The organism is Lacrimispora sanguinis, assembly GCF_044987295.1.
GTDB classification, from domain to species: Bacteria; Bacillota; Clostridia; order Lachnospirales; family Lachnospiraceae; genus Lacrimispora; species Lacrimispora celerecrescens_B.
Genome location: NZ_CP173277.1, coordinates 5111955 through 5124527 on the forward strand (window position 1 = coordinate 5111955; position 12573 = coordinate 5124527).

The following is a 12573-nucleotide window of genomic DNA, read 5'->3' on the forward strand; positions in this document are numbered from 1 at the left end:
AAGCTATGAAAATCGATATGTCCTACGGCAGCGGAGGAAAGCAGACCGGCAATCTCATTAACGAGGTATTCCTAAAACACTTTAATAATAAAACCTTAAATAAACTGGAAGATGCCGCGGTATTAAATATAACGGGGAAAATTGCCTATACTACGGATTCCTTTGTAGTCACACCCCTGTTTTTTAAAGGTGGGAATATAGGAAAGCTTGCGGTATGCGGGACAGTGAACGACCTTTCCATGATGGGAGCTGCTCCAAGATTTTTGACTGCAGGGTTTATTATAGAAGAAGGCGCGGAGCTTGAGATCATCGAGCAGATTGCTGCCTCCATGGCCCAGGCGGCAAAAGAGGCTGGAGTAAGGATTGTAGCCGGTGATACAAAAGTGGTGGAAGGAAACGGTGGAATTTATATCAATACTTCCGGAATAGGAGAGATCCAAAAGGAAGGGATCAGCATCTCGAACTGCAGGCCCAAGGATGCCATTATTCTATCCGGGAATTTAGGAGAGCATCATGCTGCCATTCTGTCTCACCGGATGGGAATTGAAAATCAGATCGCAAGTGACTGCGCTCCCCTCTATTCCATCGTAAAAAATCTTTTTGACGAAAATATCCGGGTCCATTGCATGAGGGATGTTACCAGGGGCGGACTTGCTACGGTCCTTAATGAGGCAGCAGACCAGTCCTCCTGCAAAGTGGAGATATGGGAGGAAGCTCTTCCGGTCAGCGCCCCGGTGAGAGGCTTTTGCGATATCCTTGGCCTTGATCCTCTCTATATGGCAAATGAAGGGAAAATGATAGCAGTTGTTCCTGAAAATCAGGCGCAAAAGGCTCTGCAGGCAATTCAGAAAAGCAAATATGGAAAAAATGCCAGAATTATTGGTACTGTTATGGAAGGCAGGGGCGTAACAATGAAAACCAGGCTGCAGGGAAGCAGAACCATTGATGTTTTATATGGAGAGGGCCTGCCCAGAATCTGCTAGGGGAAACTCGTGTTTTTATATGTAATAATAGCCAAATAACTGGATAAAATGTGGCATTCGCAGGATTATGTCATATATTTATTATAGTTAAGTATGAAAGGAAATGCTAATATGGCTATTAAAATATTTATCGATCAAGGTCATAATCCTAGCGGCTTTTTTAACAGTGGGGCGGAGGCCAATGGTTTAAGCGAGTCTGAAATTAATTTTCAGGTTGGAATTTATCTGCAAAATTTGTTAAACAGTGACCCAAGGTTTGAGGCGCGCGTATCAAGGCCGGAACCCAATACCGTATTAGGAACCAATAATACTACCAGTTTGGCGCAGAGAGTAGCGATGGCAAATGATTGGCCGGCCGACTATTTTATCAGTATCCATTGTAATGTGAATCCGAATCCGGCAATTAATGGAACGGAAGTATATATTTATCAGTATTATACTCAGTCTCAGTGGCTGGCGGAACATCTCATGGAAGGGATAAACCAGGTGGCTGGTACGGCAAACAACGGGATCAGGGAAAATCCGTCCCTTTATGTATTAAGAAATACAAATATGCCGTCCAACCTTATTGAATTGGGTTACTTAAGCAACTTGTCGGATGCCGATAAGCTGCGTAATGATCAGTATGGATTTGCCTATGGCATTTTCTTAGGCTTTATGAGGTATTTTGGTTTCGCGTAATGTTTTTAATCAGGCTGCTGTGATATGCTCCCTTTGTGGTAATTGGATGAGGAATTCATCTATTTGCTGCAAGGAGGGCATTTTTCTGTGGGTGGGATGTCGGGCGGCTCTTATCTGCGATGGGCCAGAATAAATTCCCTCTTTATCACCAGCAGTTTTTTTGTCTGCTTTAAAATATAAAACAGAATTGCTCTTGCTTCAAATTCCTCCCGGTTGGAAGGAAGCTCATGGCTTTTTAAATCCTGAAATAAAAGGTCTAAATCCTTTAGAAGTCCTTCTGCTGTATTTTCCCTGTGGTACCCCTGTTCAATTCCTTCAAAAAGCAGTGCCACCTGTTTTGCCTGCCTGGGCAGGCAGGTGATGCTTTTGATATTTTCATAGATTTCCTGAAGAACCATGCTTTGCTGCTGACGCATCTGGATATAATCCACCTCATAAGAATCCTTTTTCCAAAGGGCATTGTTGTAATTATTAAGCGCACATGTTCTGGCAAGGTCCAGGCTTTCCTTAAGCTGTATCAGACAATCCGGGCTATATCCGCTTTTATCTTCTTCCATCAGCCAGAGAGACATGCGGCTTAAGATCCCCTTTATCTGTAAATCCACAACATCTGCCAGTTTCTGAAATACTTTTTCCTTCTTCCGAAGGTGCATATTGACCAGAACCCCAACGGTAGTACCAATTAAGAACAGGGCAATCTCATTACCTATGAGAGGCACAGACATGGATCGCTCGGACAGAAAATGAGTGATTAAGACAGAATCCATGGCAATTGCTTCTCCCCAGTCCGCATACAGGCAAAGCAGGGCGAATAATAGAAGGTACCAGGCAAATGCAAAAAGCGTAAAGCCCAAAAGATGAAAAGAAGCGGCAGCCAGTATTAACGCGCATACAAAGGCAAGCGTCCGGTTCCTGGCGCTTTTAATGGTTTCTCTCTTGGTATTCTGTATGCTGAGCACCGTGATGATGCCGGCCGTAGCAGAATACTTTAAACCAAGCTCAGCCGCAATGGTAATTGCAAGCACGGCGGCTGCGGCGATTTTAATGCTTTTTATAATCTTTTCTTTGTCCATATGTGTTACCTCTAAAAATGCAGTTTATAATACCAGTATACCATATTTTTAAAAACATCCCATTAGAAAGATTGCTATTTCCTTCACAAGTTAGTATAATTCCTATATTGCAGTTTTCATGTAAAAATGTATTTCCTAAGGAGGAACCGAGTGGATAACAACGATATATTAATAAGATTGCGGTATGCGATGGATATTAAGGATTCTGATATGATTGAAATATTCAAACTGGGCGGAATCACGATTACTAAGGAAGGGGTCCGAAGGCTTCTGACAAAGCCTCAGGCCGATATAAGTCCTTCCGCAGAGCAGAAGGCAATTGATGATAAAGACAGGGACATCTGCAATGATTTTACGCTGGAGTCCTTTTTAAACGGTTATATTATTTTTAAACGGGGAAAGCAGGAATCAAAGACGGGTGAGCCGGAAAAACAGCTGTTCATGGTGAAGGATCACCGATCAGTCAATAATGTCCTGCTTAAGAAAGTTAAAATCGCTCTGTCCCTCACCGGTGAAGACATGCTCGATATTTTTAATTCGGTAGGAATCAATTTGTCCAACGGCGAATTAAGTGCACTTTTGCGGAGGGAAGGGCAGCGCAATTATAAGGAATGCCAGGACCGGTATATCAGGAATTTCTTAAAGGGCCTCGCGATCCGATACAGATAGTTGTCTGAAGATACAGGGGGGGGCCTTGCTTATTATTTTTTTTGTGTTATAATGTAATTAGACGTTAAATCCGAGCGTTACAGAAGATTTGATGTTTCATGAACAATCTTATAATTGACATGTAAAGAACCGTCTTTTTAAGAAGGGCTTTTAGTATTGTGCCAATGGCATGGATATGAAAAGCCCTTCTTTTTTTTGAAAGGAGGAACATTATGCAGTTGGAAGGAATGGAAGTCAGTCACATGAAGTTCGGTGAAGGGAAGGTTATGGAGCTTCAGGAGAAATACATCACGATCCTGTTCCCTCAGGGTGAAAAAAAGTTCTTGTATCCTAATTCTTTTAACAAATTTCTGACACTAAAGGATAAAAAAGTACAAACAGAAATGAACAATATGCTGAAGCATATCATGGAGGAAGAAGAAAGCAGACGGGCGGAGGAAATCAGTGAGCAGGAACGTCTGGAAGAAATACAGAGCTTGAAGATCCGTCCCGATTCTCAGGCTGCTTTTGGATTTGTAGAGAATGATAAGGGAAGTGTTTTTTCTACCTGGTCAGTCTATGCAGGTTCCTATCAGAGCGGTGCCTCCAAAGGAAAACCTAAACTTCCGGTCCGGCTTAAACTGAATTCGGCCTGTCTCCTTACGGAATGCCCTAAGGGGGTAGCAGAAAAGAGAAGGCGCATTATAGGGGCCTTTATGCTGCAGGACAATTTTGAAAGCTCTGCCTGCAGGGATGGGATGATTCAAAGCAACGAAAAATACAGGATTCAGTTAAATGATAAAGAAACTCTGTTCTACTGGGATTATTTTTCCGATGGAGGGGAGATTTCAAAATGGGGAAATGTGGAGCTTAAATATTTTTCCAATATGATTATGCAAAAGATTCTTTATGATATGCAAAATGGTCTGACTGATGCGGAGCGTCGGAAAGATGCAGAAGAATTTTACCAGTACTTCTGCCTGGTGAACAGGTTAAAGCCCTTGGGCCAGTAGAGAGTTGGGGAAAGAAAAGGAGTGATGCGCATGGAATATGAGCGTAACAGAAGAAAAGAATATGAAAAACGGAGGCTGCATAGATTCTAATATGCGGCTCATTGTGATAGAATCATGAGACATTGCCTCCGTTTTTTAAAAATGGAGGCGATTTTTTATGCAGAAAAGAATATTGAATACAGCATTCATCTGTCAAAATTGTAAAAGAGAGGTATTGCCCATACCAAACGGCACTTACAGAAACCATTGCCCCTTTTGCCTGTTTTCTCTCCATGTAGATGGCGAAATCCCGGGTGACAGAAAAAACAGCTGCAAGGGGCTTATGGAGCCGACAGGGATCCGATACCATACGAAAAAGGGATTTCAACTGATCCACCGGTGTACCAGGTGCGGGACATACAGACACAATGTCATTTGTGAAGGTAAGTGCCAGCCAGATAATAAAGAATTGATTCAGGAACTTATGTATTTGATTACATAGAGCGGGAGAGGTGATTGATTCATTATATGTTATCGCAGGTAAATATTGCCTCCATTGCATTCCGGCTTTTTCTGTCCATTATATTATGTGGGGCAATCGGAATGGAAAGAGGTTTAAGAAACCGACCGGCAGGTTTTATGACTTACCTCCTGGTAGGGTGCGGCTCAGCCCTTATTATGATTACCAATCAATATATTGCAACAATCTATACCAATGTGGATCCTACCCGAATGGCATCCCAGGTAGTAAGCGGAATTGGTTTTTTAGGAGCCGGAACCATTATCACTACCTCTAAAAACGAGATCAGGGGCCTTACAACTGCGGCGGGCATCTGGGCGGCTGCAGCGGTTGGCCTGGCGGTTGGAATCGGTTTTTACGGCGGAGCCATTATAGGAAGTATTTTTATTATTTTTTCTCTAATGTATTTAAAAAAGATTGATCTTTACATAAAAACCCATGCAAAAACTATGGAAATATATTTGGAATACAACGAAGAATTTTCCATGCAGAATCTATCCCTGTATACAGAACAATCTCATTTCGAAATTTTTGATATGGAAGCCGGTAAAATAAAGACTTTAAACGGGGAATTTGGCACCCTGACCTTTGATGTCAATTTCCACCATAAGGTAAACCATATAAAGATCATAGAAGAAATCAGGCAATTGCCTGGTATTCTTTATGTAAGAGAGGTGGCATAAACCGGCAAAGAATCGCAGAACCAATGATACAATGTCTTGCAAAATGGAAGGAATCTGTTATACTGTTTTTCATAGGAAAAACATGAAAACTATGGAAGACTAGTTATGACAGAGAGGAAGAGCGAACGTGATCGGGACCATTGTAAATACAGCTGCGATTCTGACCGGCAGTGTAATAGGAACTTGTTTGAAAAAGGGGATCGACGAGAAATATCAGGATGCATTATACAATGCCATGGGACTTTCCGCCTGTGGACTGGGCATCAATGCAGTCGTACAAAATATGCCTAAAAGCAGCTTTCCTGTGTTGTTTATCATCAGCCTTGCAGTAGGCAGCCTCCTTGGAGCCAGGTTAAATCTGATGGAGAAGTTTGACAAGGTTGTAGCCCGTTTTTCAAAAGGAGATTTGAGTCAGGGGCTGTCTACGGCCATATTACTGTTCTGCATTGGAACGCTTTCAATTCTGGGTCCCATGGAAAGTGCTCTTCATGGAAACAATACCTATCTGTTTACAAATGCCACCCTGGACTTTGTAACATCCATGGTTCTGGCATCCACCTATGGGATTGGGATTGCAATATCCGCAGTAATTCTGTTTTTGTGGCAGGGAAGTATCTATCTTTTTTCCGGCCGCCTGTCTGTTTTTTTAACTCCCGAATTATTAACTGAGATTTCACTTGTGGGCGGCTTTTTAATCTTTAGTTCCGGTCTTTCCATATTAAAGATTAAGAACTGTAATACGTTAAATATGCTTCCTTCTTTATTGGTGCCTGTCTTATGGTTCTTAATAAAAGCCATTCTATGATTGTACCGATTCTAAGCCTGACGAAAGGAAATTGTTGACAAGCCGGTGAAAGAAGTGTATCTTATCGTTAATACAGGCATACCTTTACACCCGCTAAAACGGGGTGGATCCTGCCCGGAAAAGATGGGCAATCGATGAAGGAGAAAAGACAATGGAAAAAAGAATTTCGGGAAAAACAGGTTTGTTAGGTTTGATTGGTTCACCGGTAGGGCATTCTGGTTCACCGGCTATGTATAATTATTGCTTTGAGAAGCTGGGTCTGGATTATGCATATCTTGCTTTTGATATCAAGGTGGATGAGGTTGAAAAGGCAATTGAAGCCATAAAAACATTCCGCATGAGGGGCTGCAACGTGACCATGCCCTGTAAAAATGAAACAGTGAAATACATGGATGAGTTATCACCCGCCGCTCGTATCATTGGCGCGGTCAATACCATTGTAAATGAAGATGGAAGGCTGATCGGGCATATTACGGATGGCAAGGGCTTTGTGGATAATCTCCGTGACCACGGAGTAGAAATTGCCGGCAAGAAGATCATTGTCTGCGGCGGAGGCGGAGCGGCTGCCGCAATCCAGGTGCAGTGTGCCCTGGAGGGAGCCAGGGAAATTTCCGTCTTTAACATAAAGGATGCATTCTTTGAGAGAACCCTTCAACTGGCCGAAAAGATCAGGCAGGAAAAGCCGGAATGCATTGTAAACGTATATGACATTGCAGATATTGAAAAGATGAGAGAAGAGATTGCTTCCAGTGATATTTTGGCGAATGCCACCATTGTCGGGATGAAGCCAATGGATAATGAGAGCGTGGTAAAGGATGTTACCATGTATCACCCTGGCTTAGTCGTAGTTGATGCGGTATACAATCCAAAGGAAACGAAAATGTTAAGAGAGGCAAAGGCGGCAGGCTGCACATGCATTGACGGACAGGGAATGCTAGTATGGCAGGGAGCCGAGGCCTTTAAGCTCTATACAGGGCAGGAAATGCCTGTACAGGAAGTAAAGGAACTGTTCTTCAGTTAATGAGTCAGTAATTAAATACAGCGGGCTAAGTCCGGGGACGGTGTGGAATATAGGAGAAAGGTTCAAAGGATCGGTAACGGTTCTTTGGACCTTTTTTGCTGAGACGGATGAGATCTGTTCGAAGGGTATTGCTTATTATTTGTTTGTGCTATAATGTAATCGGCCTAAGGCAATCCTAAGAAATATCAAATATGAAAAGATGATGAAAATATAAAAATCGTAAAATTCTGTAATAAATAAAAACAGAAAAATGAAGATAATGCCAAAAACCTTAAGATGATTTATTTTTACACCGATCCATAAATGCTATACTTTTTATAGAAACAAGCGCCATAACTCCGCTGTTTTATAGAAAGTACTTATGGTTTCAATCGAAACGGATATGGGCGTAAAAAGTAAGGGGGATCTTTTCTTATGCTTAAAAGCAGCAGGCTTTTCAAAAGAAAAGCGGCTGGCATGATGGCAGCAGTGATGATGATCGGCATCTTGCCCGTAAACATGATCGGATTTGCTGATGTCCTGGAAATGTCGCCGGACAGCTATGAAGACTTGGATGAACACAAGGCGACAAGGTCCAATGCCAGCTATGCCACTGCATCCAATGCACAGAAAACACAGGAACTTAAAGAAGAGGGAACGGTGTATTACGTGGATGCCCAAAATGGCATGGACAGTGGAGACGGAAAAACAGAAGAGACTGCGTGGAAGACCTTTGACAGGGTCAATTCTAAAACCTTTTTACCTGGGGACAAGATACTGTTAAAAGCGGACGGTATCTGGAATCAGGCACTGAATCCCAAAGGAAGCGGCCGGGAGGGCGCACCCATCACCATTGATACATATGGAGCAGGCAGCCGCCCGGTGATTAATGGCAATGGTACCTCCGGTCCTTCCATTACCGGCGCAGTGACGATCTACAATGAAGAGTACTGGGAAATTTACAATCTGGAAGTAACGAATTTAGAAGACACGGATAAGATGGGGGAAGCCATGGACAGCGGTACCAGTGAACGTGCCGGGATCCTGATCTATTCTTCCAATCAGAAAAAGAGATACAAACACATTACTGTGAAGAATTGCTATGTACACGATGTCAACTCCAACTTCAAAGGCGGAAAAACTTCCGGTGGCATCATCGTTATGGGCCATTACCTGGATAAAGACGGAAACCGGGTTACGATCGATGACAACGGTAATCCGACTGCAAAAGCCATGGGGCGGGCAGCTTTTGAGGATGTGCTTATTGAGGGGAATTATGTAAAGAACGTGGCGATTGAAGGAATCCGGAATAAATGCAATACGGATATATCCGGTTCCGGCTGGGGAAAAAACGAATTCCTTAAAAACTATTCCAATGTGACCATTCGCAATAATTATCTGGAAAATGTCGTGGGCGACGGCATCGTTCTGACTGAAACCAAAGGCGGACTGATCGAGGGAAATATGGTAAATTCCTCCTGCGGCTTTGACCGGGGTTCAGTAAACTACGCCCAGTGCTGGACCATGTTTGCTGATGACGTCACCGTACAGTACAATGAAGTTTACGGCAACCGGTACGGGTACGATGACGGCGAGGCCTTTGACTCCGATATGATGAATGTGGACAATATTTTTCAATATAATTTAAGCCATGACTGCGGCGGCGGTGTCATGCTGTTCATGTCGAGCCAGAAAAATACCATATTCCGTTATAACATAAGCATTAATGACGGTACAGGCACTTACCCCGGAGAAAACAGGATGCAGCAGCAGACCTTCCATTATGACAATACATCTTCTGCGGGATCCGGCGTAGGCAAAATTTATAACAATACCATCGTTGTTTTTGGAGAAGATAAAAAAACCTCATTGTTTGGCGGAATGAGCAAAAGAACTTGTTTTGTGGATTTTAAAAACAATATCGTTCTGGCTAAAGATGGAGCAACCATTGATTTTGCAGTTTTAGCCCAGGGATCTACCATACATAATGACAGCGTGATAGAAAATAACTGTTTTTATCCGGATACCATTGCAAACACCAGTGCAGGTCCTGTTTTGAATAAGGAGAGCCTGGTAGCCAAAGGAAATGTATTTAAGGATCCCATGCTCATCGATTATAAGGCGGGGAAAGATTATTCCAGATTTAAGTATCCTCTTGAGGAACTGGAAGACCTTATGGATTCCGATTTTACCAAAGACAGGATCCGGATGCTGGCAGAACCTTATCAACTGACGGATGAATCTCCCTGTATCCGCGCTGGTCAGAGGCTCGAAGGCATGCCTACTGAAGATATTATGGGTAATACCATTGCCGGACGTGTGGATATAGGCGCTCTGGAATATTCCAGCGAAGATGAACTGGCAGAGGAAGTGGAGGAGGTTCATATTGTAACGACTCCCGGAGTTGTGCCGAAACTGCCGGCAACCTTAAAGATCATTCTGGATGGGGAATCCTATGACTATCCGGTTAAGTGGGATGAACTGACTAAGGAGGACTGCATACAGACGGGAGTAATCGAACTTGCCGGAGTCCTGCCGGGATTGTCCAATCAGGTTGTGGCTTCTATCATTGTGGCAGATGCACCGGAACGCTTTGAGCCGGTTGAAGTATGGACATTCGCAGGAATTTACCCGGTACTCCCTGATAAGGTCACAGCAGAATTTACAGGCGGTCTGACCCTGGAGCTTGGAGTGACATGGGAAACCCTTACCCTGGAACAGTATTCCCATGAAGGTGAGATCACGGTAGAAGGGACCGTTTCAGGTCTAAAGGAACGATTCAGGGCAAAGGTAACGGTCATCGGTGAACTGGGAGATGGAACAAGCGTAACGGAAAAGGTGACTTCAAAAGATGCCTATACCCAGCAAAGCGACGGAAACAAGGCTTACGGAAGCTCCGACCCCAATGTGATTAAGGTCAAAACAGCCAATAACTCGCCTTCCTACACCAGAAATGGGCTGATTGGCTTTGATTTAAGTGATGAAGAGCAGATGCTAAGATCCGCCTCCAGCATTATCATAAAGCTGCAGATGACAAGACCGGTTTCGGAGGCGGATTATAAAACCATTAACAATCATTTTTATCTCAAGGTTTATGAGGTGGATGACCTTTGGAATGAAGGAACGGTGACGTGGAATTCCTCTCCCAATGCATCTTCTGAGAACATGGTGATCAAAGATAAAAAAATCGTATATGCCAACATCCGGGATGTCCATGAGAATATTGTAGAACTGGATGTGACCGATTGGGTAAAAAATGCTTTTGCTAAAAAGGGTCAGACAAAGTTTTCCTTCCTTATGACAACTGATTATTTTGGCGAGTATGCAAATGGTGATAACGGCGGCATTGATTTCGCTTCCAAAGAGACTAGCGGAAAGATGGCTCCTACCATGGTATTAAGCAATGTTTACGAAAGAACGGTGGAAGCTGTTTCCGTATCAACACCGGCAGGGAAGAGTCCGGTTCTTCCGGAGACGGTATCAGTCAGTTACTCAAATGGAGAACAAAAGAATGTCACTGTAGAATGGAACAGCATTGATTCCGCAAATTACCAGAGCGAGGGTAACTTTGTAGTGTATGGGAAGGCAAATGGGGTTAAGCTTCCCATAAGGTGCACGGTTTATGTCATGGAGGCGATGCATAAAGTTGTCTCGGTCAGAGATATGGCTCCGATCATCCAACTGGTTGGAACGCCATGGGAGGATCTGGGACTTCCGGGAACAGCAGCAGCACGGTTAGATAATGGGCAGGAAGCGGAAGTACCCATTGCATACTGGTTCCCGGATCATGCATATGACCCGGAAAAGGTGTTCACCTATACCTGCATCGGATATCTGGATCTTACCGGCCATGAGGCCATTGAAAATCCGAATCAGAAGTTTGCCGCAGTAACCGTGAACATCATTGAACCGGAAGACAAGAATGCCCTCCTTGTTCTCTATACCGAAGCAGCGGATCTGGTCAATCAGGGCGCATTGGATAAGCTGACCGATGTGGCTAAAAACCGCTTTATAAAGGCATTCAACCAGGCTGCTTCCGTACTGATCAATGAGAAGGCTACCGAATCAGAAGTACATAAGGCATATATTAGTTTGATGGAGGCAATCTGGTATCTGGATTCAGAAGAGAATTTAAAACCGGATACTTCCGCTCTCCGGGATCTGGTGCTCATCGCGGAATCCAAGAACAAGAAGGATTATACCGAGGAGTCCTATGAGGTGTTAAAGGATGCTCTTTCAGAAGCTAAGTCCGTCTTAAAGGATAAGACGCTTACAAAGGGCGATCAGGAGCGGGTAGACCAGGCGTATGACAATTTGAAAGAGGCTGTCGAAGGCCTGGAATTTAGCGGGAATTCGGGAACGGAAACCAGAATTGTCACAGGGATTAAAATTATTGCATTGCCGAACCAGACAAAATACAAAACAGGAGAGCGAATCAGCCATGTCGGATTAAAGGTGGCTGCCGTGTACAGTGATGGCTCATTAAAAATCATAAACGGCTATGAGATATCAGATGTAAACACTTCGGTGCCGGGAGTAAAGGATGTGATCATCACTTATCGTACAGCGGTCAATAATGCCATTAAAGTGTTCACAGACGTCTTCCAGATAACGGTGATAAAGGAGAATTCCCAGGGAGGCGGTTCCGGCTCAGGCAGTTCGGGAGGAGGCACGTCTTCTCCAAGGACGGGGGGCAGTATAAATGGACAATGGCAGAAGGTCAATGAAATGGCCTGGAGATTTTTAAAGGCAGACAAAACCTATGCTTCCAACGAATGGGCAAGCATTAATGGGAAATGGTACCGATTCGATCAAGACGGTATCATGCAGACCGGATGGATCGTGGATCAGGGCACATGGTATAGACTAAGCCAGGATGGTTCCATGGAGTCTGGCTGGGTAAAAGAAGAATCAGATGGATACTGGTATTACCTTGATTCGTCCGGTGCCATGAGAACCGGCTGGGTATTTATCAATGGGGTCTGGTATTACTTTAATCCTGCTACCAAAGGAGAAACCGGCTGGCATAAGACAGAAGACGGCAAATGGGGACATCAGACTGGAGAAAGCGGAAGCAGACCAATGGGAGCCCTTTCTACCAGTACCACAACGGCAGACGGATATCGGGTAGATGATAACGGAGCCTGGGTCCAGTGATCAATTTGACCTGAAAGAGGGAGTTCCCTCT

10 protein-coding genes are annotated in these 12573 nt (G+C 43.9%); 9 read left to right on the forward strand and 1 reads right to left on the reverse strand.

The window, feature by feature from the left end; genetic code table 11:
• Positions 1-5: 5 nt before the first annotated feature.
• Both hypE and ACHZES_RS23935 read left to right on the forward strand, forming a co-directional pair.
• Positions 6-983, forward strand: coding sequence for a hydrogenase expression/formation protein HypE (gene hypE / locus ACHZES_RS23930; protein WP_395547557.1), 978 nt, complete (start codon positions 6-8; stop codon positions 981-983).
• Positions 984-1094: 111 nt separating this feature from the next.
• Positions 1095-1664 (forward strand): N-acetylmuramoyl-L-alanine amidase, encoded by a 570-nt coding sequence (locus ACHZES_RS23935; protein WP_154521034.1) that lies wholly within the window; start codon positions 1095-1097, stop codon positions 1662-1664.
• A gap of 110 nt (positions 1665-1774) precedes the next feature.
• On the opposite strand, the gene ACHZES_RS23940 is transcribed toward ACHZES_RS23935, so the two are convergent.
• Positions 1775-2737: an aromatic acid exporter family protein gene (locus tag ACHZES_RS23940; RefSeq protein ID WP_395547556.1), complete on the reverse strand. Its 963-nt coding sequence runs from the start codon at positions 2735-2737 to the stop codon at positions 1775-1777.
• Positions 2738-2887: 150 nt separating this feature from the next.
• Here ACHZES_RS23940 and ACHZES_RS23945 point away from each other — a divergent pair, with 150 nt between their 5' ends.
• From ACHZES_RS23945 to ACHZES_RS23975, 7 genes are all read left to right on the forward strand, one after another.
• On the forward strand, positions 2888-3406 hold the full coding sequence (locus ACHZES_RS23945) for a DUF1456 family protein (RefSeq protein ID WP_395547555.1): 519 nt from the start codon (positions 2888-2890) through the stop codon (positions 3404-3406).
• 212 nt (positions 3407-3618) lie between these two features.
• On the forward strand, positions 3619-4398 hold the full coding sequence (locus tag ACHZES_RS23950) for a hypothetical protein (RefSeq protein WP_038279530.1): 780 nt from the start codon (positions 3619-3621) through the stop codon (positions 4396-4398).
• 157 nt (positions 4399-4555) lie between these two features.
• Complete coding sequence (locus tag ACHZES_RS23955; RefSeq protein WP_038279528.1) at positions 4556-4879, forward strand: RNHCP domain-containing protein; 324 nt, start codon at positions 4556-4558, stop codon at positions 4877-4879.
• A 14-nt stretch (positions 4880-4893) separates the two neighbouring features.
• Positions 4894-5580: an MgtC/SapB family protein gene (locus ACHZES_RS23960; RefSeq protein WP_084719547.1), complete on the forward strand. Its 687-nt coding sequence runs from the start codon at positions 4894-4896 to the stop codon at positions 5578-5580.
• A 127-nt stretch (positions 5581-5707) separates the two neighbouring features.
• Complete coding sequence (locus ACHZES_RS23965; RefSeq protein WP_353655100.1) at positions 5708-6385, forward strand: DUF554 domain-containing protein; 678 nt, start codon at positions 5708-5710, stop codon at positions 6383-6385.
• Between the two features lie 151 nt (positions 6386-6536).
• Positions 6537-7406 carry a shikimate dehydrogenase gene (locus tag ACHZES_RS23970; RefSeq protein WP_038279522.1) on the forward strand — a complete coding sequence of 290 codons (870 nt, stop codon included), beginning with the start codon at positions 6537-6539 and terminating at the stop codon, positions 7404-7406.
• Positions 7407-7820: 414 nt separating this feature from the next.
• Positions 7821-12542, forward strand: a complete 4722-nt coding sequence (locus tag ACHZES_RS23975) for an Ig-like domain-containing protein (RefSeq protein ID WP_395547554.1) — start codon at positions 7821-7823, stop codon at positions 12540-12542.
• Positions 12543-12573 lie beyond the last annotated feature (31 nt).